Here is a 25,049-nt window from a genome sequence, read left to right as displayed (position 1 = left end):
GCGGGAAGCTTGGCAGGTAAGGTACAACAATTGTACGAAGTACCGGAGCAGTTTTCGGGGCGGAGGTGGCGGCTACATTTGCGGCAGCTGCCGCGCCAGCCGCCCCGGCGCTTGTCCCGACGCAGTGCCCCGCTTATGCTCACCTTCAATTTTGCCCCCTTTCCCACCTTGCGCACCGAGCGCCTGCTGCTGCGCCAACTAACCAGCGCCGACGCCCCGGCCCTCTTCGCCCTGCGCTCCGACCCGCGGGTGATGCAGTATATTCCCCGGCCCCTGGCCACGTCGGTGGCCGACGCCGAAGCCCTTATTGCCACGGGAAACGACGCAACGGGCCGAAACGAACTGCTCAACTGGGGCATTGCGCCGCAGGCGTCGGCCGAAATTATCGGCACCATTGGCTATTACCGCCTGCAGCCCGAACACCACCGGGCCGAAATTGGCTACCTGTTGCACCCGGCCCATCAGGGCCAGGGTTTTATGCAGGAAGCCGTGGCGGCCGTGCTTGCTTATGGCTTCGAGACGCTGCGCCTGCATTCGGTGGAAGGCGTTATCGACCCGTTGAACGAGGCTTCGGCGCGGGTGCTGAAACGTGCGGGATTTGTGCAGGAAGGGCTTTTTCGGGAAAATGAATTTTGGGAAGGTCGTTTTCTGGACACAGCTTACTTCTCCCTGCTTTGCCCCGCCAGCCGGTGAAAAGCCGCCCCATAACCGGCGCACGGCGGTGCTGTTGCCGGGCCCCGAGCCGACCAACAACGCGCCCCGCCCGTACCTTTCGGCCTATGCGTTTTCTTGCCCTCGCTTCCCTCCTTTTCGCCACGGCCTGCGTGCCGCTGGGCACGCCCATCACCGACCCCAACGCCAGCCGCGCCGGCACTCAGAAGCCGCCCGAATACTACGCCGACAAAACCCTGAAATACCAGGACTACGCCTACTCGCCCGATGTGCGCAGCGTGCAGTGCTACGTGGCCACGGGCCAGCCCAACGAGGTGTTTCAGCCGGCCGTGGTGCCGCTGGGGCAGTCGTCGGCCATCATGCTGGAGTTTGACGTGCTGGGCGAGCAGAGCCAGCGCTTCACCGCCAAACTCATTCACTGCGACGTGGACTGGCAGCCGTCCATCCTCACGGACATGCAGTTCCTGAACGAGATAAACGAGTTTCTGGTGACGGACTACCGCGTGGGCACGGGCACCAAAACGCCGTATTTCCACTACCGGCTGCGGGCGCCGCAGGTAAAAATCAGTGGCAACTACCTGCTGGTGGTGCAAAGCCCGGGCGGTGTGCCGGTGGTGTCGCGCCGGCTGCTGGTGTATGAGAACCAGGTGAACGTGGGCCTGAAACCGGGCATTGTGATAGGCGGCAAAGAGCGATTTACCATGCAGCAGCTCGATTTCTCGGTGGGCTACGGCGCCGTGGAACTGGTGAACCCGGCCGTGGAAGTGAAGGTGGTGCTGCGCCAGAATTTTCGCTGGGACAACGCCAAGTACAACCTGCGCCCCACCTTCGTGCGCGACCTCGACCGCCGCCTCGAATACCAGTACTTCAACTTCGAAAACGCCTTCCCGGGCCTGAGCGAGTACCGCTTTTTCGACACCCGCTCGGTGCAGAGCGTGGGCATCGGCGTGCTGCACATCAACCCACAGGCCCGGCCCGTGACCACCGTGGAGCTGCAGCCCGAAACCTCGCGCGCCCTCACCGCCTACAACCAATACGTAGATGCCAACGGCCAACGCGTGTTCGAGAGCCGCGAGTACGGCAACGGCGCCACCAACGCCGACTACTTCGACGTCACGTTCCAGCTAAAGGCCGCCCAGCCGGCGCCCGGCCCGGTGTATGCCTTCGGGGCCTTCAGCGAATGGCAGCTCAAGGACGAATTCAAGCTGACCTACGACGAAACCAACCAGCTCTACACCGGCCACGCCCTGCTCAAGCAAGGCTACTACAACTACGATTTTGCCGTGGCCGGCGCGCGCGGCGCCAACGAAACCTACTTTGAAGGCAGCCACTACGAAACCGAAAACCAGTACGACCTGCTCGTGTATTACCGCCCGCCCGGCACCCGCGCCGACCTGCTCATCGGTTACCAGATGGTAGACATGAACAGCCGACAGTGAACGGTGAACCGCGAACAAAAGGAACGTCATGTCGAGCTTGCCGAGACATCTCGCGTGCCGAAGTAATCAAAATCGATTCAACGATGGAGTTACTACCACACGCGAAATGCCTCGGCAAGCTCGACATGACGTTTTTGCTTATTCCCAATTAATGCGAGGTTAGCGTCACACTAGTTTTCAGTGCAATGGGAGCCGACTGCTGTCCGCCGCCGCTGTAGCCGCCCCGGCCGCCGCCGCCACGCATACCGCCCCCACCCATGCTGCCGCCGCGCATGCCCCCGCCTCCCATGCCCCCGCCGCGCATGCCGCCCATACCCCCGCCGCCCATGCCGCCCTGGATGCCGCCGCTACCCGGCGCGGGCATGCTGAATTTGCCCCCGGCGAGCGTTACGCCCACCACGGCCGGCCGGCCCGTGAGCGCGGGCAGCTTGCGGTAGAGCAGCCGCATGGGCACGGCCAGCTCATAAATCAGGTTTTCCTGGTCGTCAAGCGCCAGGGCGGCTTTCACGCCCAGCTGCGACTGCGCGTCCGTCAGGGTCGGCTCGGGGTTGCCTTTATAGTTGAGCAGCTCCATTTCGCGCAGGCCGGTCAGGGCCTGGGTCATGCGCTCGCGGCGGGCCTCTTGGCGGTCGGAGGCGGGAGGGTTGGCGCCGGGGCGCGGGCTGCCGTCGTCGGTGCCGGGGCGGGCGCCCAGCGGACCACCAAGCGGAAAATGCACCCCAAACTGGTGCTGGTTGCGGCCCGTGGTGTCGAGCCACACCGTGAGGCCGAGACGCACGATTTTGGCCTGGGTGGCCGGGTCGGCCGCTTTCAGGCGCAGATACACCTGCCGGCCGTCGTTCAGCACCTGGTATTGCAGCTTGCTGACGGGGTCGTAGCGGAGCGAGTCGGTCCAGTCGGTAGCCTGCCCGTCGATGGTGGGCGGCGTGGGCACAAAGCGGCTGGCGCGGCTGGCCGTGGGGTGGCGGCTGCACGCCAGCAGCAAAAAGGCCAGGGGCAGGCAAGCGGCGGCCGAACGAATTATTTTCATAGCGAAACGGGCAAAGGGACAGGCAAAACCGCCGCAATAATCCCGGCCCACGGGTGTGTATTGCGTGAAATGGCCTTCCACCGCTCAATCTGGCAGGGAAATGGCTATTGCCAGTCTGCCGGCCAACCGGGCCCTGGCCGCGCTGCCCGCTACGGTGGCTAAGCGCAACCCTAGCCCCCACCCCTTCCGTTGCATGCCCATCTGTGGCCCTTCACCGGCATAGTCCGCTTTATTTACTCTCATGAATACTCCTCTTTTCCGTAGTGTGCGCGCTGGCGCCGTTCTGGCCCTGCTGCTACCCCTGGCCGGCTCGTCGAGCGTAACCGATTGGGCCGCCCGGCGCCCCACCGCACCGGCTGCCCCGGCCGCCCGGCCCCTGCAAGGTGCCAAGCCCGACCCGGCCGTGATTGCCCAATTCGGCCTCTACAACAACACCAAGCTTCAGCAGCTCATCACCGCCCGCGGCAAGCAGATGACGGCCATTTCGGACCGCCCCGGCGACTACGGCTTCACTGTCGTCGACTCGCCCATCATCAACGCCTTTGCCACCCCCGACGGCCACGTGTATTTCACGCGCGGCATTATGGCGTATTTCAACAACGAAGCGCAGTTTTCGGGCGTGCTTGGCCACGAGCTGGGCCACATCACCGCGCAGCACGGCAAAAAGCAGAGCCGCAACAACACCATCGCCGGCATCGGCATGATACTCGGTTCGGTGCTGGCGCCGCGCGTGATGCAGTCGGTGGGCGGCATTGTGCAGCAGGGCGTGGGGTTGTGGATGCTGAAATACAGCCGCGGCGACGAGAACGAGGCCGACGGGTTGGGCGTGAAATACTCCACCAAAATCGGCTACGACGCCAGCTACATGGCCGATTTCTTCCAAACGCTGGAGCGCACCGAGGCCCAGAGCGGCAGCAGCATCCCCACCTTCCTCAGTAGCCACCCCAACTCGGCCGACCGCTACACCCGCGTGAAGCAGCTGGCCGCCCAGGCCAAGCAAAGCGCCGGCCGCAAAACCTTCCTGGTGAACCGCGACCAGTACCTGCGCTCCATCGAAGGCCTGACCTTCGGCGAAGACCCGCGCCAGGGCTTCGTGGAAAACAGCACCTTTTACCACCCCGATTTGAAGTTCCGCTTCCCCATTCCCTCGGGCTGGAAGTCGAACAACTCGCCCGAGCAGTTCCAGATGCAGGAGCCCAACGGCAAGGCCCTATTGGTGTTCCTGGGCGCCAGCGGCAATTCGCTCGATGCCGCCGCCCAGAGCCTGGCCAAGTCCATTGGCGTAGCCAACGCGCAGGCCCAGAAAACGACCATCAACGGCTTCCCCGCCCTCGTGTTTGAGGGCGACCAGCAGGCGCAGGACCAGCAAAGCACGCCGGCCCACGTGCTGGCCCAGCTCATTCAGGACGGCAACAGCATATATGCCTTCGTGGGCCTGGCCTCCCCCACCACTTTTGGCACCTACGTGCCGCAGTTCCAGCAAGCCGCCCAGGGCTACGCCCGCCTCACCGAAGCCGACAAGCTCAACCGCCAGCCCGAGCACATCCACATCCGCACCGCCACCGGCACCCAAACGCTGGCCTCGGCCCTCGCCTCAGCTGGCATCCCGAGCAAGCGCTACGAGGAAATGGCCATTCTCAACGGCATGAAAACCACCGACAAGCTGCCGAAGGGGATGCTGTATAAAGTGGTAGGGAAGTAAGACCACGAATTCGCTCAGATTTCAAGGACTTTGTGAGCAATGGCCCAAAGAAAAAGCTGCTCGTACGAGCAGCTTTTTCTTTGGGCCATTTAATTTTTCGGTACAGTCTCAAATATTTTCCGAATACGAGCTGCGGTGATTAATCACCTTGTGCCTTATCAGAAATTCGAACGGCCCGCTGAATTTTAAATATTGGGTAAGGGCCTGCTATTCCTATTACGGTACCCGTGATTCTGTATCTTCTACGCCAATAGCTACCCTGACTCGCTCTCTCCTCGCTGTCTTTGCCATTTAAAAAGGCGACATTGCCATTGCGTGCGGACGGCGTGAACAATGAATCCCAAGCGGCTGGAGTTACGGCGCGTAATGATGACACTCGGTAGCCATTCGATGCTACCCTTTCAACAATTTTTTCTCGTGTTCCATACAGCTTCTGCCATTTGCTGAGCGCATCAATGTATGATTGGCGTAGTTGCTCAGGCACAATTACTTCGCCGCTGTCTACTGAAAAGTCACCACCGCCGGTGCAAGCACAGTAGCCGATTGTAACGGTGTATTGTGGTGGAAAAGGCCTTCTAGCAACAGGCTGGGAATACTGGCTAAGTGCCGGCAATGCACAAGCCGCCATGAACGGGACTATTCCTACGATTTTCATCCAAACGAGCTTCACTACAAATAAAATAGCCCCGGCCAGTGATGGCCGGGGCTATAAATTAAGCTCAAAACGCCAGACGAAGCTGTTTGAGCCAGCAATTAGACGTTGAACCGGAAGTGCATGATGTCGCCATCCTGCACCACGTATTCTTTTCCTTCCACGGCCATTTTGCCGGCTTCTTTGATTTTGACTTCGGTCTTGTACTCCTGGTAATCGGGGAGCTTGATGACCTCAGCGCGGATGAAGCCTTTCTCGAAATCGGAGTGGATGACGCCGGCCGCGGCGGGGGCTTTGTCGCCGCGGTGAATGGTCCAGGCGCGTACTTCCTGCACACCGGCGGTGAAGTAGGTAATCAGGTTCAGCAGCTCGTAGCTGGCCCGGATGAGCTTGTTCAGGCCCGACTCGGTGAGGCCGTACTCGCCCAGAAACATTTCTTTTTCCTCGGGGTCTTCCATGTCGGCAATCTGGGCTTCGATGGCGGCCGACACCAGCACCACCTGGGCGCCTTCGGCTTTGACGTGCTCGCGCAGGGCCGTCACGTGGTTATTGCCGTTGCTGGCAATGCTGGCCTCGTCCACGTTGGCCACGTAAATCACGGGCTTCACGGTGAGCAGCTGCAGGTCGGCAATGGCGGCCAGGTCGTCTTCGGAAGCGGCCACGGCGCGGGCATTCTGGCCGGCTTCGAGAGCGGCTTTGAATTTCTGCAGCGACACCACTTCCTTCTTGGCCACGGCATCGCCGGCCTTGGCGCTGCGCTCCGACTTCTGCAGCTTCTTCTCGACGCTTTCCAAATCCTTGAGCTGCAGCTCGGTGTCGATAACGTCTTTGTCGAACACGGGGTCCACGCCGCCGGCTACGTGCACGATGTTGGGGTCGTCGAAGCAGCGCACCACGTGGATGATGGCGTCCACCTCGCGGATGTTAGCCAGGAATTTATTGCCCAGGCCTTCGCCCTTGCTGGCGCCTTTCACGAGGCCGGCGATGTCGACAAACTCGATGATGGTGGGCAACACGCGCTTGGGGTTCACCAGCGCTTCCAGAATCTGGAGGCGCTCGTCGGGCACGGTGATGACGCCCACGTTGGGCTCGATGGTGCAGAACGGGTAGTTGGCCGATTCGGCCTTGGCGTTCGAGAGTGCGTTGAAAAGGGTGGATTTACCGACGTTCGGCAAGCCGACGATACCGCAGCGGAGGCCCATTTACTTAGGGTTGAGTGTTGAATGTTGAGTGTTGAATTGCGGGCAATTCGGCCGCAAAGGTACGGCTTGCGGCCATGGCTTTCGGAAAAAAGAACGTCATGCTGAGCGCAGCCGAAGCATCTCTACCGCGAGAGTAACTAAATTACTATGGCGGTAGAGATGCTTCGGCTGCGCTCAGCATGACGTTCTTCCGGACCGTCGGGCCGAACCGGTTAGTAGCTGTCGTCGCTACGATTGGGGTCGAAGGCGGGACGCTCGGCCTCGCGGCGGGGCTGGTCACGGTCGTCGTACTCGCGCGGGCGGTCAAGTTCGGCCACTTCTTCGGGGCTAAGCAGCTCTTCCCGCACGTAGTCCACGGCGTCCTGCAGGGCATCCACGAACTTCATGAAATCCTCCTTGTAGAGGAAAATCTTGTGCTTTTCGTACGAAACGGAATCGTCGCCGTTCTGGCGGCGCTTGCTTTCGGTGATGGTCAGGTAGTAATCCTGACCGCGGGTAGCTTTCACGTCGAAGAAGTACGTGCGCTTTCCGGCTTTAATGCGTTGGGAATAAATCTCTTCCTGGTCGTGACGGTCGTCCACGGCGTTGGGTTGGGGGTATGGGTGGGAAATAGAGTCGGTCGTTGAATGAGGGGACTAACTTACGAATTGTGCGGTAAAGATAAACGCCGGGGAGGGGGGCGGAGTTGGAGGATAGTATCGTATTAAAGAACGTCATGTCGAGCGCAGCCGAGACATCTCGCGTGCTGTCACTAATTCCGTTGATTGGATTACTTCGGCACGCGAGATGTCTCGGCTGCGCTCGACATGACGTTCTTTACATCTCCGCTCGTGACGCTTTCCTCCCCCGCCCCATGCCCCTCGACCTCGCCGCCATCCGCTCCTTCGAAAACCTCGAATTCCTGGCCCGCCAGTTGGTCGATGGGTTTATCACCGGCCTGCACCAGTCGCCCTACCACGGCTTTTCGGTGGAGTTTTCGGAGCACCGCCTCTATAATCCCGGCGAGAGCACGCGCCACATTGACTGGAAGGTGTTTGCCCGCACCGACAAGCTGTTTGTGAAGCGCTACGAGGAGGAAACCAACCTGCGCGCCCACCTGCTGCTCGACGTGAGCCCCAGCATGTACTACCCCGCGCCGGGCCACGACAAGCTCAAGTTCAGCATCCTGGCCGCCGCCGCGCTCACCACGCTGCTCACCCGGCAGCGCGACGCCGTGGGCCTCGTCACCTTCGCCGATACCATTGAGTTGCAAACGCCGGTGCGCTCCACCAGCACCCACCGCCACACGCTGCTGCTGGCCCTGCAGCAGTTGCTGGAGCGCCCGCCCACGCCCGCCACCCGGCGCGGCACCGACGTGGCCGGCACCGTGCACGCCATTGCCCAGCAGATTCCCAAACGCTCCCTCGTCATCATCTTCAGCGACATGCTGGGGCGCGGCGCGGCCGAGCAGGAAGCCGCCCTGGCGGCCCTGCAGCACCTCAAGCACCAGCACCACGAAGTGCTGCTTTTCCACATCCTCGACCGCGCCACCGAAGCCAACTTCGACTTCGCCGAGCGGCCCTACATTTTTGAAGATGTGGAAACCGGCCTCGAAATCAAGCTCCAGCCGTCTCAGATAAAGGACCAGTACCGCGCGGCCATGACGGCCTACGAGCAGGAGCTGGCCCAGCGCTGCGGCCAGCTCCGCATCGATTTCGTGCCCGTGGACGTGCGCGAGCCGTTCGAGAAAGTACTGTACGCCTACTTGGTGAAGCGCGGCAAGGTGCGGTAGGGCCCGGGTCGAAGCGGTAAAACGGTCATGTCGAGCTTGCCGAGACCTCTCGCGTGCCGCCACCAATCCTTACTGCCCCGAGCGAGATGTCTCGGCAAGCTCGACATGACGTTCAACAAAGTATAATTTACCCTCTTCCATCCCCGTGTTCCTTTTCCGCCTGTTGCTCATTTTTGCGGTGTCCTTTCTGGTATTCGCGCCCATCACCGGCTACATCGCCTACAACTACGGACGCTCGTTCTGGCGGTGGTTTGGGTTTGGGTTGGTGGTGCCGTTTTTCTCCGTATTTATCGCATTGTTCATGGCCATGCGCGACCGCCGGGCCGAGGAAAAAGCCGAAGAAGCCCAGCGACGCCAGCCACCGCACGGGGCCTAGCCTGCCCGGCGCCGTATCTTTGCGGACGTTGTATTACGGCTGTATTTCTTTATGCTCGAAGCACTCGTTGTTATTTTAACCCCGCTGTTTTTCATGCCGTTGATGACGGCGTTTATGGCCTACAACCACGGCCGCTCGTTCTGGCGCTGGTTTGGCATCGGGTGCGGGCTGCCCTACGTGTCGCTGTTCGTGATTATGTTCGTGGTGCACCGCGACAAGAAAAAGCTGGCCGGCGCGCTGGCTGCTTAGGCAGCAGCGGCCGCCTGCGGCTGAATTCCATTTGCTTACCCATTCCCTTTTTTATGTACCAAACGCTTCTCATTCTGCACTCCTGGTCCCGCTGGTTCGTGCTCATCTTCGGCCTCATTGCCGTGTACCGGGCCTACGTTGGCTGGTCGGGCCGCCGCCCCTTCGTGAGCGCCGACAACGGGATGAGTGCCGCCTTTTCGGGCTTTATGTGGCTGCAGGTGCTCATCGGCCTGGGCCTGTATTTCGGCCTGAGCCCCTACGGCCTGAACGGAATGAAAACCTACGGCCAGACCCACGACCCGGTGGTGCGCTTCTTCGGCATGGAGCACGCCGTGGTGATGCTTATTGCCGCCGCGCTGGCGCAGGTGGGCCGCATTGCCGTGAAAAAGACGGTCGACAGCACCCTCAAGCACAAGAAAGCCTTCACCTATTTCGGTATTGCGCTGCTGCTCGTGCTGCTCATGATTCCGTGGGGCATCTGGAACCCGGGCCGGCCGTTGTTTCATTTCTAAGTTTTAAGGCCTAAGTTTGGCTTCCCTACGTATCAGACGTAGCCCCTTTGCTATTTCGCCTGAGCACCTAGTATCCATCGCCAGTGTCTGCTGCATCCAAACGTTCCTACTCCGTTGAGGACTTTTCTGACCTGATAAATTCTCGTCTGCAAAAGTTGGAAGGCAAACGCGAAGCCCAGAAGCGCTACGGCAGCCTGCTGGCCGTGCTGCGCCAGCAAATTGACTCCTATCGGCAGCACCGGGGACCGGGCAAATAGCCGTTTCCCTTGCGATTCAACAGCAAAAAGCCTTCCCGCATCAACGCGGGAAGGCTTTTTGCTTTCATGGACCGACCGGCCTTAGATACCCTGCCCGCCCGATACCTCGATGCGCTGGGCGTTAATCCAGCCGGCCTCCGGGGTGCAGAGAAAGGCCACCACCGGGCCGATGTCGGTAGGCAGGCCCACGCGCCCTAGGGCGGTGAGGCTGGCGATGTGAGCATTCACGTCCTTGTTGTCGCGGGTGCGGCCGCCGCCGAAATCGGTTTCGACCGCGCCGGGGGCCACCACGTTGACGCGGATACGGCGCGGGCCCAAGGCCTTGGCCAGATAGCGGGTCAGGACTTCTACGGCGCCCTTCATGCTGGCGTAGGCCGACGACAGGTCGTTGGTCATTTTGGTGAGGCCCGACGAGATATTGACGATGCCGCCGCCGTCGTTGAGCAGCGGCAGGGCCTGCTGCGTCAGGAAATAAGGCCCTTTATAGTGAATGTTCAGCATCTCGTCGAACTGCTGCACCGAGGTGCTGGCAAACGGCTGGTAGAGGCCCGTGCCGGCGTTGTTGATGAGGAAATCGAACTTATCGGCGGCAAAAGTGTCGCGCAAAGCGGCCTGCACCTGCTCAAAAAAGCCGGCAAAGCTGCCCACGTCCGACGCATCGAGCTGCAGGGCCACGGCCCGCTGGCCCGCCGCCACAATCTGGGCCACCACGCCTTCGGCTTCGGCCTGCTGGGTGTGGTAGGTGAGAATGACGTCGAGGCCCTTTTGGGCCAGGTTCAGGGCCATGTCTTTGCCCAGGCCGCGGCTGCCGCCGGTCACGAGGGCTATTTTGGAGTTGCTCATCTGAGGAAATTGGTTGGGGTGAATGATGAGGCAAAGGTCCGGGCCGAAGCGGCCGGGTTTATGGTGAGTAGTTCAGTATTATCCGCTCAGGATGACAGTTCTTAATGCAACGCCTACCCAGCTTCCGCCAGCGCCGTGCGCTGGGTGGCCCACACCTGCTCGCGGTACTGCTTGGGCGTGCAGCCCTGGAAGCGCTTGAAGAACTTGGTGAAGTTGGATGGGTCGTAGGTGAGGTTGGCGGCGATGTCGGCCACCGAGCGGCGGGGGTCGCGGAGCAGTTCCCGCGAAACATCCATAATGCGCGCCTCAAAAAAGTAGCACGGCGCATGGCCGGTGGCCAGTTTGATGGTGTTGCTCAGGTGCGTGGGATGGATGCAGAGAATACCCGCGAAGTCGCGGATTTCGAACATCTCGGTGGCGCGGCCGGCCACAATGTCGGCTAGGTGCCGGTCGATTTCGCGCAGGAAATCGGCGGTGATTTCGTGCTGACGGGCTAAAAGGGCGGCGGGGAGGGCGGTGGGTTTACTCATGAAAGTAGCACTCATCATTAAACTACTAGATTTCGGTTATCCTGACTATTCGAGGCCCCTCATAAGCTAAACGCTATGCCCAGAAGGTACACTATAGATAACATCATAATACCCGACAACCCCTACTTGTTTCCGAGCATGGACCTGAATGTCCGTTGCATGGAAGCAGTGCGGCTTGCGTTGCCAAACATTCTGTTGGAGCTTCCTTCAACGGTTGAGTACGACTTGTTTCTCGTTCAGGGCCCGTATACGGCCGAAGATTCGGAGCCCACCTACCCCGTTTTTGGCGTGTATTGTCCGGATGAGAAGTCGTTGGCAGCATTGGCGACGCTTGATTATTGGGAGATGAATGAGCGGGTCAACAACTGGATAAACCAACTTGGGCAGGCCGAGCTATTGCAGCGTGCTTATTTCGTCGATTACGTTGACGTGAATCGGTTGAAAAGCCAGAAGGTTTATCCCATTCGCTAGTAAGCATACTGCAAGGGTCAACCCCGCGCCTCCGCCGCTCCCCCGCGGCGGGGCTTTTTTGATGCCTCTCGAAACAAAATCCTACCTTCGTCCCACTAATCTCCCCTCCCACCCAACCCCCACTTCATGCCCACCCTACACGACCACGCCCACATCGGCGGCCAACAGTTGCGCCCCGAAAGTTTGATGATGAGCTACGGCTATACCCCCGCCTGGAGCGAGGGCGCCATCAAGCCCCCCATTTTCCAAACCTCCACCTTCGTTTTCGACAGCGCCGAACAGGGCAAAGCCTACTTTGAGCTGGCCTACGGCCTGCGCCAGCAAGGCCCCGACGAGGAAATGGGCCTCATCTACTCCCGCCTCAACAACCCCAGCCTGGAGATTCTGGAGCACCGCCTCACCCTCTGGGACGGGGCCGAGGACGCGGCCAGCTTCGCCAGCGGCATGGCCGCCATCAGCACCACACTGCTGGCCCTGCTCAAGCCCGGCGACGTGGTGTTGCACTCCGAGCCCGTGTACGGCGGCTCCGATTTCTTCCTCAAAAACGTGCTGCCTAAGTTCGGCATCACGGCCGTGGGCTTCCGCCCCACCGCCACCCCGGAGGAACTCACGGCCCAGGTGGCTGGCATCGAGCAGGGCCGCCTGGCCATGATTTTCGTGGAAACGCCCGCCAATCCCACCAACCACCTCGTCGACCTGGAAGCCTGCGCCGCCCTGGCCCGCCAGCACGGCACGTCCGAGCACCCCATCCGGCTGGTGGTGGATAACACCTTCCTCGGGCCGGTGTTTCAGCACCCGCTCAAGCACGGGGCCGACGTGGTGCTGTACTCGGCCACCAAGTTTCTGGGCGGGCATTCCGACCTCATCGCGGGCGCGGCCCTGGCCAGCAAGCCCCTCATGAAGGAGATAAAAGCCATGCGCACCTTCATGGGCACCATGTGCGACCCCAACACTGGCTGGATGCTCATGCGCTCGCTCGAAACGCTGAAGCTGCGCATGGAGCGCGCCGCCCAGAGTGCCCAAATCATCGCCGACTGGCTCCGCGCCCACCCGCTGGTGCAGCGCACCTACTACCTCACGCACCTGGAGCACTGTCCCGCCCAGCAGGACATCTACCGCCGCCATTGCCTCTCGCCGGGCTCCATGATTTCGTTCGACATCAAAGGCGGTGAGCCCGAAGCTTTCCGCTTCCTCAATGCCCTGCGCCTCATCAAGCTGGCCGTGAGTCTGGGCGGTACCGAAAGCCTGGCCGAGCACCCCGCCACCATGACGCACTCCGACATCTCGGTGCCCGAGCAGGCCGAAATGGGCATCACCGCCCAAATGATTCGCCTCAGCATCGGCGTAGAAGACCCGCGGGATTTGATGCTGGACTTGGAGCAGGCCTTTGAAGCGGTCGGAATGGTAAAGGCCCGGGAATTGGAACTGGCGTAAATCCGAACTGTGGCAAGCCAACCGGCCATGATTCTTAACCATCTCAACCTGGCTGTCAGCGACGTGCCCCAAACCCAGGTTTTTTTCGAGAAGTATTTCGGTTTGCAAGCCGTTACGAAGTCGAATTCCGCCCTTGTTGTGCTGCGCGATGCGGCCGGAATGGTACTCACGCTCAGCAATTTTGACCGCGCCCCGGAAGTCCACTACCCCGAGCATTTCCACCTCGGCTTCATTCAGCAAAGCCCAGACCAGGTGAATGCGCTGTACCAGCGCCTCACCGCCGACGGCTTCACCATCGACCCGCCCCGCAAATTCCACGGTTCCTGGACGTTTTACCTGCGGGCCCCGGGCGGCATACTGGTCGAAGTATTGGCTGATATGTAGGCCATGCCATTCCCACAGAAACGAAAAGAGCCTGCCGCTTCATTAGCGGCAGGCTCTTTTTGTTGTAATTCAAACAGCAACTATTGTCCCAGCACGATGGCAAACACCAGCGGGGCCACGATGGTGGCGTCCGACTCGATGATGTATTTGGGGGTTTTCTCGCCCAGCTTGCCCCAGGTAATTTTCTCGTTGGGCACGGCGCCGGAGTAGCTGCCGTAGCTGGTGGTGGAGTCCGAAATCTGGCAGAAGTAGCCCCACAGCGGCACCTCGTGGCGCTGCAAATCCTGGTGAAGCATGGGCACCACGCAAATGGGGAAGTCGCCGGCAATGCCGCCGCCAATCTGGAAGAAGCCCACTTTGCTTTCCTCGGTGGCGTTGTTGGTGTACCAATCGGCCAGGTACATCATGTACTGAATGCCGGTGCGCATGGTGTGCACGTTCTTCACGTCGCCGGTCATCACGTGGCCGGCGTAGATGTTGCCGAGCGTGGAATCTTCCCAGCCCGGACAGATGATGGGCAGGTTTTTCTCGGCCGCGGCCAGCATCCAGGAGTTTTTGGGGTCAATCTGGTAGTACTGCTCCAGCTCGCCGCTCAGCAGAATCTGGTAGAAGAATTCATGCGGGAAATAGCTTTCGCCGGCCTTGTCGGCCTTTTCCCAGAATTTCAATACCGAGTGCTCCAGCCGGCGCATAGCCTCCTCTTCGGGGATGCAAGTATCGGTCACGCGGTTCATGTGGCGGGCCAGCAGGGCCTGCTCGTCGGCGGCGGTGAGGTCGCGGTAGTGCGGCACCCGCTCGTAGAAATCGTGGGCCACGAGGTTGAAGATGTCTTCTTCCAGGTTGGCGCCGGTGCAGCTGATAATCTGCACTTTGTCCTGCCGAATCAGCTCGGCCAACTGGATACCCATTTCGGCGGTGCTCATAGCGCCGGCTAGGGTTATCATCATCTTGCCGCCATCGGCGAGGTGCTTGTTGTAGCCATCGGCCGCGTCCACGAGGGCAGCAGCGTTGAAATGGCGGAAATGGTGGCGGATGAAGTTGGTGATGTGCATGGGTTGGGGGGATTGGGTTGTTTTCAGTATTTGAACGTCATGTCGAGCGCAGCCGAGGCATCTCGCGTGCCGAAGTAATTCTAACGATTGGACTACTACCACACGCGAGATGCTTCGGCTACGCTCAGCATGACGTTCGGGTTGACTGTTCTTTGAGCTGCCTACGACGGCGACTCAATCATCAAATTATGATTGGTGTAGATGCAGATGTCGGCCGCAATGTGCAGGCCTTCCTCTACCATCTGGCGGGCCGTGAGGTGCGGTGCGTGCTTCTTCAGGGCCAGCGCGGCGGCTTGGGCGTACATCGCGCCGGAGCCAATGGCGGCCACGTCGGAGTCCGGTTCCAGTACGTCGCCGGTGCCGCTGAGGATGAGCAGTTCGTCCTTGTCAGCCACCACCATCATGGCTTCGAGCTTGCGCAGGTACTGGTCTTTGCGCCAGTCTTTTGCCAGCTCGATGGCGGCGCGCTTGAGGTTGCCGCCGTAGCTGGTCAGCTTCTCCTCGAAACGGTCGAGCAGCATAAAGGCGTCGGCCGTGGAGCCGGCAAAACCGGTCACCACCTTACCATCAAGCAGCTTGCGGATTTTGCGCACGTTGTTCTTGGCCACGTGCTTGTCCATGGTAGCCTGGCCGTCGGCCCCCACGGCAATTTCGCCGTTGTGGCGGATGCCAAGGACGGTAGTAGAGCGAATTCTGGTCATTATAGTCTGGTTAAAAAACGGTCATCCTGAGAAGAGCGAAGGACCTTATCACGGCAGCAAGCTTCTTGAACGATTCCGTTCAATCGTGATAAGGTCCTTCGCTCCGCTCAGGATGACAACGATTTATCAATTACCTCAAATCATCAAACGCATGGGGTCTTCCAGCAGGCTTTTCAGCGTCTGGAGGAAGGCCGCGCCGGTGGCGCCGTCCACCACCCGATGGTCGCAGCTCAGCGTCACTTTCATGATGTTGCCGATAGCCAGCGCGCCGTCTTTCACAATGGCGGTCTGCTTGATGCCGCCCACGGCCAGGATGCAGGCATCCGGCGGGTTGATGATGGCCGTGAATTCGTCGATGCCGAACATGCCCAGGTTCGAGATGGTGAAGGTGCTGCCCTCCCACTCGGCCGGCTGCAGCTTCTTGGATTTGGCTTTGCCGGCCAGCTCCTTCACCTCGTTGGCAATGGTGGCGAGGCCTTTCTGGTCGGCGTTGCGAATCACGGGCACTAGCAGACCTTCGTCGACTGCCACGGCCACGCCGATGTTGATGACCTTGTTCTGGCGAATCCGGTCGCCGAGCCACGAGGAGTTCACGGCCGGGTGCGAGCGCAAGGCAATGGCCGCCGACTTCAGCACCAAGTCGTTGAAGCTCAGCTTCACCGGCGACAGCTCGTTGAGCTTCACGCGAGCTTCCATGGCCTTGTCCATGTTGATTTCCATCGTGAGATAGAAATGCGGGGCCGTGAACAAGCTCTCGGACAGGCGCTTGGCAATCACCTTGCGCATCTGCGACACCGGCGTGTCGGTGTAGGTATCGGTCGAGGCGCTGGCGGCCGGTGCGGCGGCCGGGGCCGCGGGAGCAGCCGGGGCTGGCGCCGCAGCAGTTGGAGCAGCTTGCGGAGCCGGAGCGGCAGCCGGCGCCGCAGCACCGGGCTGGAAGTTCTCCACGTCGCGCTGCACAATACGGCCGTTGTCGCCGCTGCCCACTACCTGCGAGAGGTTGATGCCTTTTTCCTTGGCAATGCTTTTGGCCAACGGCGAAGCCAGAATACGGCCGTTGCTGGCCGGGGCGGCCGGCGTTTCGGCCGGGGCCGGGGCCGGAGCAGCAGCCGGAGCGGCTTCGGCGGCAGGTGCAGCAGCGGGCGCGGGCGCAGCTTCGACCGGAGCGGCAGCAGGCGCAGCAGCCGGGGCCGAACCTCCACCGAGCAGGGCTTGGATGTCGGCGCCTTCTTCGCCAATGATGGCCAGGATGCCGTCAACGGCTACGGCTTCGCCGGCTTTGGGGCCGGTGTAGAGCAGGGTGCCGTCTTCGTAGTTTTCCAGCTCCATGGTGGCCTTGTCGGTCTCGACCTCGGCCAGCACGTCGCCCGATTTCACTTTGTCGCCCACGTTTTTCAACCAAGCGGCAATGGTGCCTTCGGTCATCGTGTCGCTCATCTTGGGCATGCGCACCACGGTGGCCTTCTTGCCATTGGCAGGTGCGGCCGGGGCGGATGGGGCTGGTGCGGGGGCCGCTGCAACTGGCGCAGGAGCCGGTGTGGGAGCAGCTTCCGGAGCTTTGGGAGCTTCGGCGGCGGGGGCCGGAGCGGGCGCAGCAGCAGCGGCCGGAGCCGGGGCCGCGCCGCCGCTCTGGCCGTTCAGCAGGCCCGAAATGTCTTCGCCTTCTTTGCCCACGATGGCTAGAATGCCGTCAACCGGCACAGAATCCTTCTCTTTCGGCCCGATGTAGAGCAGGGTGCCGTCTTCGTAATTTTCCAGCTCCATGGTGGCTTTGTCGGTTTCGACTTCGGCCAGGATGTCCCCGGATTTAACTTTATCACCCACTTTCTTGAGCCAGGCCGCGATGGTCCCTTCGGTCATCGTGTCGCTCATTTTGGGCATTTTTATGATTTCGGCCATCGGATATGGAAGCGCTAGAGTTGAGGAGGCCAAAATTAGCCCGAAAAGTTGGCCGTACAATGTTTGGCTTTGACCTCATGTCACAACAATTGTTACAGCAATGCAGAATGCAGAGGACAGGTTGTTACAGCAATGCAGGGGACAAGTCCGACATTGTACTACGTATCGAAACCAGTGATACAAGATTGTGGGAAACATAATCCATTAGCTTAACCCACCTGCAAATGCGCCACATCCAGAAAGTTCTTAATGGTGAACACCGACCCAGTGTACTCCAGCTTATACAGGCATAAATTGCTGTGCTCGAAGCCTTCCATGCAGCTGAGCGGGTAGTTGAGGAGCTGGCAGAGCATGACACGCAGGGCCCGGCCGTGCATGCAGACGAGAACGGTTTCTTCGTCGTCGCGGGATTTCAATAGTTCGATGAACGGGCGCTGGCGAGCAGCTACTTCGGCTGGGCTTTCGCCGCCGGTGAGGCGGGCGTTATCATCGCCGGCCACCCAGCCGGCCAGCACTTGGCGGTATTCGGCGTCCTCGTCCATGGTGATGCGGGTGCCCTCGCGCACGCCCCAACTGATTTCGTTGAGGGCGGTGTGGGCTTCGTGGGGCAGGCCGAGGTCGAGGAACTGCTGCACCGACTCGTGGGTGCGGCGCAGGGCCGAGGTATAGACTTTATCGAAGGGCACGTGCCCGTAGGCCGCGAAAAACTGCGCGGCCTGGCGCCGGCCAACGTCGTTGAGGCTAGAATCGACGCCGCTGCCCTGCACGATGCCGCGCACGTTGAAATCGGTCTGGCCGTGGCGCAGGAGGAAGATGGTCCGGGGCCTCACGTTGCGTGTAGTTTTGCGTAACAATCCGTCAACAATCCCTCAAAGTACGAGGTTTGATTTTTAGTTGTTCGTTGTTCGTTGTCAGTGGTTAGCCCGGTGAAGCCTGCTGGTTTCCTACTTTCCAACGACGAACAACTGACAACCAACAACTGACAACTAGCATATGACCCTGGAAGACGTACAGCAGTGGACCAATTCGCGCCCGAACCTGGCCCATGCCCTCGGCATTGAAATCACGGTCGTGGCCGATGACCACCTCGAAGGCCGCATGCCCGTGGACGGCCGCACCCATCAGCCCATGGGCCTGCTGCACGGCGGTGCTTCCGTGGCCCTGGCCGAAACCCTGGGCAGCATCGCCGCCACCCTGCGCGTCGACCGCACGAAGCAGGCCTGCGTGGGACTGGAAATCAACGCCAACCACATCAAAGGCGTGCGCGACGGCTGGGTGCGGGGCCGGGCCACACCAGTGCACATCGGCCGGAGCACGCAGGTGTGGGAAATCCGTATTACGCACGAAGAAACCGGCGCGCTGGTGTGCCTCAGCCGCATCACCATGGCCGTGATTGACCTGCCGGGCGCCGCCCTCAACGCCGCCTGATGCCCGTGCCCGAACTTCGCAAACTACGCTGGCCGGCCACCGCCGTCGGCCTCGATGTGCTGGGCCGCCTGCGCCACCTCGCGGCCGGCGCCCTGCGCACGGGCCGCCCGCTGGCGCTATGGCGCGAGCCCGGCGCCGACCACCCGCGCCTGCTGGTGGCGCGCTCGCTGGAAGCGGCCTTCACCGGCCTGCCGCCTGCGCTGGATGCCCAAGCGCCGGCCGGCTTCGCCTTTTTCCCGTTCCGCGATTCCGACCACAACCCGGCCCTGTTTCTGCCCGCCGACGTGACTTACGATGTGGCTGAACCGGAAACAGTGGCGGTTTCGGCTGCGGCCAATGACATCGTGCCCGGGCTCGCGGCGTGGATGGCCGCTCCTACGGTAGAAACATTGGCCTGGCACCGCAGCCAGCAGCCCGCGCCGCACGCCGCCACCGAGGCCGAATACACCGCTTTGGTGAGCGAGGGCGTGGCGGCCATCGAGAACAAGGAGGTGGTGAAGGTGGTGACGTCGCGGGCGGCGCGCCGGCCGTTGCCGCCGGGTTTTGATGCGTTTGGGGCCTTTGTGGAATTGATGGAGAAGTACCCGCGGGCGTTTGTGTCGCTGGTGAGCGTACCGAGCGTGGGCACCTGGCTGGGCGCCACGCCCGAGGTGCTGGCCGAAGTCACGGCCGACGGCACTTTCCACACCATGGCGCTGGCCGCCACGCAGCCCCTCACGGCCGAGGTGACGCCCCGCACGGCCATCTGGCGGCAGAAGGAGATTGAGGAGCAGGCGCTGGTGGCGCGCTACATCGTGAGTTGCTTCAAGCAGCTGCGGCTGCGCGAATACCATGAAACCGGCCCGCGCACCGTCATTGCCGGCCAGCTGCTACACCTGCGCACCGATTTTGAGGTGAACCTCAAGCACGTGCCCTTCCCCAACCTGGGCACCGATATGCTCCGCCTACTGCACCCCACCTCAGCCGTAGGCGGCATGCCGAAGCAGGCGGCCATGGAGTTTATTCAGCAGCACGAGGGCTACGACCGGGCCTACTACAGCGGCTTCCTGGGCCCGGTGAACGTGGCCGCGCCCGGCGTGGCCCGCCTCTACGTGAACCTGCGCTGCCTGCAGCTACGCGCCGATGAGGCCGTCCTCTACGCCGGCACCGGCCTCACCGTCGATTCCGACCCCGAGCGCGAGTGGCAGGAAACCCAAATGAAATTGCAAACCGTAAGCGCCGTTTTAATGAGGAATGAGGATTGAAGAATTGCTTCTCCTGATTCACCAGTCACAATTCTTCATTGCTCATTCTTCATTCCTCATTGAAAACCATGCAGGCCATTCATAACATCGCCGAAATCTGCGCCCGGCACGGCATCACCGACGTGGTGCTTTCGCCGGGCTCGCGCTCGGCGCCGCTCACGCTGGCCTTCGCCCGCCACCCCGATTTGACGGTGCGCGTGGTGCCCGATGAGCGGGCGGCGGCATTCATCGGCCTGGGGATTGCGCAGGCGCAGCGGCGGGCGGTGGCGCTGGTCTGCACCTCGGGCACAGCGGGGTTGAACTACGCGCCGGCAGTGGCGGAGGCATTTTTTCAACACATTCCGCTGGTAATTTTCACGGCCGACCGGCCGCCGGAGTGGATAGACCAACTCGACGGGCAGACTATCCGGCAGCGCAACCTCTACGGCGCGCACGCCAAGGGCGCGTTTGAGTTTCCGGTTGATACCTCGCACGCCGATGCTAAGTGGCACTCGGCACGCATCGTGAACGAGGCCATCAACCTGGCGCAGGCGGCGCCCGCCGGGCCGGTGCAGGTGAATGTGCCGCTACGGGAGCCGTTTTATCCGAAGGCGGGGGAGGAAATTGTCTATGAGCGGGATGTGCAGATTACGCATAACCACGATTCCAAACCGACACTTTCGCCGGCCGAAATTCTGGACCTGCGCCAGCAGTTGCGGGCGGCGGGCCGCGTGGTGGTGGTAGCCGGCCAGCAGCCCAGCAACCCCGGGCTGTTGGCGGCGCTCTATGAGTTTGCGCAGGCCCGGCAGGTGCCCGTGGTGGGCGATATTATTGCCAATGTGGGCGAGGTGTCGGCCGTGCAGCGGCAGGACATTTTCCTGGCAGGCCTGAGCAAGGATGACAAAGTCGCGCTAAAGCCCGATTTGCTTATCACCTTTGGCCAGTCGCTGATTTCGAAAAGCCTGAAGCTGTTTCTGCGCGATGCGGCCCCGGCGCAGCACTGGCATCTGCAAGCCGCTGGCGAAGCAGCCGATACTTTTCGTTCGCTGACGCGGGTCGTGCGGGTGCAACCGGCGGTTTTCTTTCAGCAACTGTCGGTCTTGAAAATCAGTGAGGGTGTTGTCTTTAAAGGTTCGAATCCCATCCTCTCAGCGCCCCAGATACTTTCTAAGCATTCGGACTTTGGTTCGAATCCAAACGGGGCCACTGATAATCCGGTGGTCACCAGCGCGAATTCAGAAGTGCGAAATGTGATTCAGCCCGTCACCTGGCAACATGCCGATGCTGCTGCCGCTAAGTTTCTAAGGCAATTTTTCACGGACGAAAGCCAGCCGTTCAACGAATTCTCCGCCTTCCGCCACGCCCTGGCGGCGCTGTTGGAAAGCACCGCTCTACACTTAGCCAACAGCATGGCCGTGCGCTACGCCAACATTCTTGGCCTGCCGCAAGGCCGGCAAATTGAAGTCTTCGCCAACCGCGGCACCAGCGGCATCGATGGCTGCACCAGTACGGCCGTGGGTGCGGCGCTGGCCCAGCCCGGGCGGCCGGTGGTGCTGCTCACCGGCGACGTGGCGTTTTTCTACGACCGCAACGCCTTCTGGCACAACTACCCGCTGCCCAACCTGCGCGTGGTGCTGTTCAACAACCACGGCGGCGGCATTTTCCGCATCATCGACGGGCCGCGCCAACAGCCGGAGCTGGACGAGTTTTTTGAGACGCGCCAGTTGCTCACGGCCGAGAACACGGCGCGCGATTTCAATCTGCGCTACTTCCCGGTTTTGAGCTTTGCCGAACTTGAAGCCGCGCTGCCGGTTTTCTTTGCAGCCGAAACCGGCGCGGCCATTCTGGAAGTCTTCACCGACTCGAAGACCAACGCGGCGTTTTTTGAGGAATACCGGGCGGCGGTGAAGGCTGCTTTTGCTTGAACATTAACCGAACGGTCATGCTGAGCGCAGCCGAAGCATCTCTACTGCGTAACTAATCAATACCAATTGCAACGAAGCGGTAGAGATGCTTCGGCTGCGCTCAGCATGACGCTCAACTTCACTCATTCTCTTCTCTATGACCGAACCCATCAGCTGGACCCCGATTAAGGAGTTCAAAGAAATTCTCTTCACGCAGTTTGGCGGCATCGCCAAAATCAGCATCAACCGGCCGCAGGTGCACAACGCCTTCACGCCGCTTACGGTGCAGGAGATGATTGATGCCATGCGCATCTGCCAGGACCGCACCGACATCGGCGTCATCATCCTCACCGGCGAGGGCGGCCGGGCCTTCTGCTCGGGCGGCGACCAGAGCGTGCGCGGCCACGGCGGCTACGTGGGCGAGGACACCGTGCCCCGCCTCAACGTGTTGGAGCTACAAAAAATCATCCGCTCCATCCCGAAGCCGGTGGTGGCCATGGTGGCGGGCTGGGCCATCGGCGGCGGCCACGTGCTGCACGTGGTGTGCGACCTGACCGTGGCGGCCGACAACGCCCGCTTCGGCCAGACCGGCCCCAACGTGGGCTCGTTCGACGGCGGCTTCGGCGCCTCCTATCTGGCGCGCATCGTGGGCCAGAAGAAGGCGCGCGAAATCTGGTTCCTGTGCGACCAGTACGACGCCCAGGAAGCCCTCGACATGGGCCTGGTGAACAAAGTGGTGCCCCTCGACAAGCTGGAAGAAACCACCGTGGCCTGGTGCCACAAGATTCTGCAGAAGAGCCCTTTGTCACTGCGCATGCTCAAATCGAGCTTCAACGCGGAGCTGGACGGACAGGCCGGCATTCAGGAGCTAGCCGGCAACGCCACACTGCTCTACTACCTGAGCGACGAGGCCAAGGAAGGCCGCAACGCCTACATGGAAAAGCGCCAGCCTGACTTCTCGAAATTTCCAAAATTCCCGTAAGCTCACCCCGGAGCTTAGCTAAAAAGCGCGTCTGTTTTCTACCTCACGGCAGAGAACAGACGCGCTTTTCTATTTGAGTAGGAGAACGATTAAAAACCGCTAGTAGCTGAACCCGATGGCGTGCAGGCACGCGCACCAGCTGAAAAAGAACCGCCGGTCTTCCTGCTTGCGGGCCTTTTTGATGGCTTTGGCGCGGGCTTTAATTTCCGACAGCTCGAAGCGACGGACTTTGGGAAGCGGGCTAACGACTGCGGAAGCCACACCAGCGGCGGGTTGCGGTTGGGCATTCATGGCGGAAAGGCGTTGATATAAGTCCTATATTAGTGATTACTCACTTAAAAGTCAAGCACTTTTTTCGGGATGGCGGACGGGCTCAACCCTTGTACGCAGGAAGTGAGGCTTGCAACTTTGCTGGCCTGGGGCCGCTCTTTGCTTCTGATTCCCGAAAAAGCCTTAAAGCCGGCCATGAATTCAACGCAGAAACTCCTGAGCTATTTCTTTCCGCAAACGCGCAAAATCAGGTCGGAATTCAACGGCGATTTGGAGGTGACGGTGGCGAACGGGCGCAAGGTGCTCGACAGCCTCAACGCCAATTATTCCTACGGCTCGCTGCAGCGCATTCTGAAATTTGCGCTCAGCCAGCTGGACCTGGCGGGCGTGCGCCACGTGTTGCTGCTGGGCCTGGGCGGCGGGTCGGCGGTGGCCACGCTGCGGCTCGATTTCGACTTCAAAGGCCGCATCACCGCGGTGGACATCGACCCGGTGGTGATACGCATTGCGCGGGAGGAATTTGGGATAATCGAGTCGGAGCAATTGCAGATTGTATGCGCCGATGCTTTCACCTTTGTCAAAACCCAACCGGAGCAGTACGAGCTGGTTATCATTGATTTATCCATCGACGACCAGGTTCCGGACAAGTTTATGGCCCCGGCCTTCTGGAAGTATGTCCGGCAGCGCGCACGGCCCGGCGGGCATTTGATTTTCAATACCATCGGCCAGACTGCGGGCGCTGAGCTGGTGAAAAGCGAACTGCTGCAAATGGGGTTCGAGGTGCGGGAGTTTGCGGCCGTGGAGGGCACCAATACCCTGCTAATTGCGGAGCGGCCGGAGTAGGCCGGCGCCGCATCGTCGGGCGGGCCGCCGAACGCTGGCGGGATGCGCCGCGTAGTTTTGCCCCATGACCTCTTCAGCCCTGCCCACCTGCCTCCTGCTCAACGGCCGCGAATTCACTTACGCGGCCATCCAGCAATACCCCGCGCAGCTCGACGCGCCCGTGAATGGCTACGAAGCCAAGGTGCTGGATTTTGTACGGCAGTGGCTGACGGGCACCCAGGAATTTGTGCTGCACACCTCGGGAAGCACGGGCACGCCGTCGGCCATCACGTTGCGTCGTCGGCAGCTTGAGGCCTCAGCCCGGCGCACGGCCGATTATTTTGACCTGGGTCCCGGCGACCGGGCGCTGGTCTGCCTCAACTGCGAGTACATTGGGGGCATGATGATGCTGGTGCGCGGGCTGGAGCGCAACGTGCACCTGACCATTGTGGAGCCGCACGCCAACCCGTTCGACTACGTGACGGCCGATGCGGAATTTGATTTTTCGGCCTTCGTGCCCCTGCAAATCAAGGCCGTGCTGGCGGCCGGCCTGGCCCCGCGCCTCAACCGAATGAAGGCCATATTGATAGGCGGCGCCCCCGCCGATGCCTCGCTAACGCAGGAGTTGCAGCCGCTGAGCGTGCCGGTGTACCTGACGTACGGCATGACTGAAACCTGCTCGCACGTGGCCCTGCGCCGCCTCAACGGGCCCGAGGCCAGCGCGCGCTTCCGGGTGTTCCAGGGCATTGCGGCGGGGCAGGACGAGCGCGGCTGCCTCACGCTGCGCGGCGACGTGACCGACGACCAGCTCATCGTGACCAACGACCAAGTGAATTTGCTTGATGCCCACACATTTGAGTGGCTGGGCCGGGCCGATTTTGTGATAAACACCGGCGGCGTGAAGGTGCCCGCCGAGAAAGTGGAGCTGGTGCTGGACGTGGCGCTGGCCGAAATCGGGCAGTCGCGCCGCTGCTTCGTAGCCGGGCAGCCCGACGAGCGCCTGGGCCAAGCCGTGACGGCTTTTATCGAAGGTCCTGCCCTGGCGCCCGCGGCCGAAAAGCAGCTGCAAACGCTTCTGGCCGAGCGCCTGGGCCGCTACGAGCAACCCAAGCAGCTGCGCTACGTGCCCGAGTTTCAGCTCACGGCCACGGGCAAGCTGAACCGGGCCGCCACGCTGCGCGGGGTGGAGTAGCGGGTCGGGGCTGGGACGCTTTTTGTAGCTTTACGGCTTCACTCCCACTCTC

27 protein-coding genes are annotated in these 25,049 nt (G+C 61.2%); 16 read left to right on the top strand and 11 right to left on the bottom strand.

Annotated elements, in window-relative coordinates; genetic code table 11:
• Positions 1-135: 135 nt before the first annotated feature.
• Positions 136-693 (top strand): GNAT family N-acetyltransferase, encoded by a 558-nt coding sequence (locus Q5H92_RS17335; protein ID WP_305012813.1) that lies wholly within the window; start codon positions 136-138, stop codon positions 691-693.
• 86 nt (positions 694-779) lie between these two features.
• Positions 780-2,111: a type IX secretion system plug protein gene (locus Q5H92_RS17330; RefSeq protein ID WP_305012812.1), complete on the top strand. Its 1,332-nt coding sequence runs from the start codon at positions 780-782 to the stop codon at positions 2,109-2,111.
• A gap of 148 nt (positions 2,112-2,259) precedes the next feature.
• Here the strand turns inward: Q5H92_RS17330 and Q5H92_RS17325 are convergent, their stop codons facing one another.
• Positions 2,260-3,141, bottom strand: coding sequence for a hypothetical protein (locus Q5H92_RS17325; RefSeq protein WP_305012811.1), 882 nt, complete (start codon positions 3,139-3,141; stop codon positions 2,260-2,262).
• 241 nt (positions 3,142-3,382) lie between these two features.
• Between Q5H92_RS17325 and Q5H92_RS17320 the strand changes: the two genes are divergently transcribed.
• Positions 3,383-4,843, top strand: coding sequence for a M48 family metalloprotease (locus tag Q5H92_RS17320; protein ID WP_305012810.1), 1,461 nt, complete (start codon positions 3,383-3,385; stop codon positions 4,841-4,843).
• 139 nt (positions 4,844-4,982) lie between these two features.
• On the opposite strand, the gene Q5H92_RS17315 is transcribed toward Q5H92_RS17320, so the two are convergent.
• From Q5H92_RS17315 to Q5H92_RS17305, 3 genes are all read right to left on the bottom strand, one after another.
• Positions 4,983-5,513 carry a hypothetical protein gene (locus Q5H92_RS17315; protein WP_305012809.1) on the bottom strand — a complete coding sequence of 177 codons (531 nt, stop codon included), beginning with the start codon at positions 5,511-5,513 and terminating at the stop codon, positions 4,983-4,985.
• Positions 5,514-5,596: 83 nt separating this feature from the next.
• Positions 5,597-6,697: a redox-regulated ATPase YchF gene (gene ychF / locus Q5H92_RS17310; protein ID WP_305012808.1), complete on the bottom strand. Its 1,101-nt coding sequence runs from the start codon at positions 6,695-6,697 to the stop codon at positions 5,597-5,599.
• A 212-nt stretch (positions 6,698-6,909) separates the two neighbouring features.
• The gene (locus Q5H92_RS17305; protein WP_305012807.1) at positions 6,910-7,278 is read right to left on the bottom strand and encodes a DUF3276 family protein; all 369 of its coding nucleotides are present in this window, start codon (positions 7,276-7,278) and stop codon (positions 6,910-6,912) included.
• A gap of 272 nt (positions 7,279-7,550) precedes the next feature.
• Here Q5H92_RS17305 and Q5H92_RS17300 point away from each other — a divergent pair, with 272 nt between their 5' ends.
• From Q5H92_RS17300 to Q5H92_RS17285, 4 genes are all read left to right on the top strand, one after another.
• The gene (locus tag Q5H92_RS17300) at positions 7,551-8,468 is read left to right on the top strand and encodes a DUF58 domain-containing protein (RefSeq protein WP_305012806.1); all 918 of its coding nucleotides are present in this window, start codon (positions 7,551-7,553) and stop codon (positions 8,466-8,468) included.
• Positions 8,469-8,613: 145 nt separating this feature from the next.
• Positions 8,614-8,844, top strand: coding sequence for a hypothetical protein (locus tag Q5H92_RS17295; protein WP_305012805.1), 231 nt, complete (start codon positions 8,614-8,616; stop codon positions 8,842-8,844).
• 51 nt (positions 8,845-8,895) lie between these two features.
• Positions 8,896-9,093, top strand: coding sequence for a hypothetical protein (locus Q5H92_RS17290; protein ID WP_305012804.1), 198 nt, complete (start codon positions 8,896-8,898; stop codon positions 9,091-9,093).
• Positions 9,094-9,146: 53 nt separating this feature from the next.
• Positions 9,147-9,605 (top strand): hypothetical protein, encoded by a 459-nt coding sequence (locus Q5H92_RS17285; protein ID WP_305012803.1) that lies wholly within the window; start codon positions 9,147-9,149, stop codon positions 9,603-9,605.
• A 338-nt stretch (positions 9,606-9,943) separates the two neighbouring features.
• On the opposite strand, the gene Q5H92_RS17280 is transcribed toward Q5H92_RS17285, so the two are convergent.
• Positions 9,944-10,705: an SDR family NAD(P)-dependent oxidoreductase gene (locus tag Q5H92_RS17280; RefSeq protein WP_305012802.1), complete on the bottom strand. Its 762-nt coding sequence runs from the start codon at positions 10,703-10,705 to the stop codon at positions 9,944-9,946.
• 113 nt (positions 10,706-10,818) lie between these two features.
• Positions 10,819-11,235 carry a helix-turn-helix domain-containing protein gene (locus Q5H92_RS17275; protein ID WP_305012801.1) on the bottom strand — a complete coding sequence of 139 codons (417 nt, stop codon included), beginning with the start codon at positions 11,233-11,235 and terminating at the stop codon, positions 10,819-10,821.
• Positions 11,236-11,373: 138 nt separating this feature from the next.
• Here Q5H92_RS17275 and Q5H92_RS17270 point away from each other — a divergent pair, with 138 nt between their 5' ends.
• The 3 genes from Q5H92_RS17270 to Q5H92_RS17260 all read left to right on the top strand — a co-directional run bounded on the left by Q5H92_RS17270 (position 11,374) and on the right by Q5H92_RS17260 (position 13,524).
• Positions 11,374-11,706, top strand: coding sequence for a hypothetical protein (locus tag Q5H92_RS17270; protein WP_305012800.1), 333 nt, complete (start codon positions 11,374-11,376; stop codon positions 11,704-11,706).
• 126 nt (positions 11,707-11,832) lie between these two features.
• Positions 11,833-13,140, top strand: coding sequence for a cystathionine gamma-synthase family protein (locus tag Q5H92_RS17265; RefSeq protein WP_305012799.1), 1,308 nt, complete (start codon positions 11,833-11,835; stop codon positions 13,138-13,140).
• A gap of 27 nt (positions 13,141-13,167) precedes the next feature.
• Positions 13,168-13,524, top strand: a complete 357-nt coding sequence (locus Q5H92_RS17260) for a VOC family protein (protein WP_305012798.1) — start codon at positions 13,168-13,170, stop codon at positions 13,522-13,524.
• Positions 13,525-13,604: 80 nt separating this feature from the next.
• On the opposite strand, the gene Q5H92_RS17255 is transcribed toward Q5H92_RS17260, so the two are convergent.
• The 4 genes from Q5H92_RS17255 to Q5H92_RS17240 all read right to left on the bottom strand — a co-directional run bounded on the left by Q5H92_RS17255 (position 13,605) and on the right by Q5H92_RS17240 (position 18,006).
• Positions 13,605-14,576 carry a deoxyhypusine synthase family protein gene (locus Q5H92_RS17255; RefSeq protein WP_305012797.1) on the bottom strand — a complete coding sequence of 324 codons (972 nt, stop codon included), beginning with the start codon at positions 14,574-14,576 and terminating at the stop codon, positions 13,605-13,607.
• Positions 14,577-14,737: 161 nt separating this feature from the next.
• Positions 14,738-15,277 carry an ATP-dependent protease subunit HslV gene (hslV, locus tag Q5H92_RS17250; RefSeq protein WP_305012796.1) on the bottom strand — a complete coding sequence of 180 codons (540 nt, stop codon included), beginning with the start codon at positions 15,275-15,277 and terminating at the stop codon, positions 14,738-14,740.
• A 135-nt stretch (positions 15,278-15,412) separates the two neighbouring features.
• Positions 15,413-17,176, bottom strand: a complete 1,764-nt coding sequence (locus Q5H92_RS17245) for a pyruvate dehydrogenase complex dihydrolipoamide acetyltransferase (protein ID WP_305012795.1) — start codon at positions 17,174-17,176, stop codon at positions 15,413-15,415.
• Positions 17,177-17,385: 209 nt separating this feature from the next.
• Positions 17,386-18,006, bottom strand: a complete 621-nt coding sequence (locus tag Q5H92_RS17240; protein ID WP_305012794.1) for a histidine phosphatase family protein — start codon at positions 18,004-18,006, stop codon at positions 17,386-17,388.
• 163 nt (positions 18,007-18,169) lie between these two features.
• Between Q5H92_RS17240 and Q5H92_RS17235 the strand changes: the two genes are divergently transcribed.
• From Q5H92_RS17235 to menB, 4 genes are all read left to right on the top strand, one after another.
• Entirely contained in the window at positions 18,170-18,604 is a 435-nt protein-coding gene (locus Q5H92_RS17235) for a hotdog fold thioesterase (RefSeq protein WP_305012793.1), read from the top strand.
• Between the two features lie 5 nt (positions 18,605-18,609).
• The gene (locus Q5H92_RS17230; RefSeq protein ID WP_305012792.1) at positions 18,610-19,848 is read left to right on the top strand and encodes a chorismate-binding protein; all 1,239 of its coding nucleotides are present in this window, start codon (positions 18,610-18,612) and stop codon (positions 19,846-19,848) included.
• Positions 19,849-19,916: 68 nt separating this feature from the next.
• Complete coding sequence (gene menD / locus Q5H92_RS17225) at positions 19,917-21,752, top strand: 2-succinyl-5-enolpyruvyl-6-hydroxy-3-cyclohexene-1-carboxylic-acid synthase (RefSeq protein WP_305012791.1); 1,836 nt, start codon at positions 19,917-19,919, stop codon at positions 21,750-21,752.
• 136 nt (positions 21,753-21,888) lie between these two features.
• Positions 21,889-22,713 carry a 1,4-dihydroxy-2-naphthoyl-CoA synthase gene (gene menB, locus Q5H92_RS17220; protein ID WP_305012790.1) on the top strand — a complete coding sequence of 275 codons (825 nt, stop codon included), beginning with the start codon at positions 21,889-21,891 and terminating at the stop codon, positions 22,711-22,713.
• A 99-nt stretch (positions 22,714-22,812) separates the two neighbouring features.
• Here the strand turns inward: menB and Q5H92_RS17215 are convergent, their stop codons facing one another.
• Positions 22,813-23,004 carry a hypothetical protein gene (locus tag Q5H92_RS17215; RefSeq protein WP_305012789.1) on the bottom strand — a complete coding sequence of 64 codons (192 nt, stop codon included), beginning with the start codon at positions 23,002-23,004 and terminating at the stop codon, positions 22,813-22,815.
• Positions 23,005-23,178: 174 nt separating this feature from the next.
• On the opposite strand from Q5H92_RS17215, the gene Q5H92_RS17210 reads away from it, so the two are divergent.
• Both Q5H92_RS17210 and Q5H92_RS17205 read left to right on the top strand, forming a co-directional pair.
• A complete protein-coding gene (locus Q5H92_RS17210) occupies positions 23,179-23,826 on the top strand; it encodes a spermidine synthase (RefSeq protein ID WP_305012788.1) in 648 nt (215 codons plus the stop codon).
• Positions 23,827-23,890: 64 nt separating this feature from the next.
• A complete protein-coding gene (locus Q5H92_RS17205; protein ID WP_305012787.1) occupies positions 23,891-24,997 on the top strand; it encodes an AMP-binding protein in 1,107 nt (368 codons plus the stop codon).
• The last annotated feature ends 52 nt before the right edge of the window (positions 24,998-25,049 follow it).

Source organism: Hymenobacter mellowenesis (genome assembly GCF_030581005.1).
Taxonomy (GTDB): Bacteria; Bacteroidota; Bacteroidia; order Cytophagales; family Hymenobacteraceae; genus Hymenobacter; species Hymenobacter mellowenesis.
Note: the sequence above shows the minus strand (reverse complement) of the source record. Positions and strands in the feature narration are given on the sequence as shown.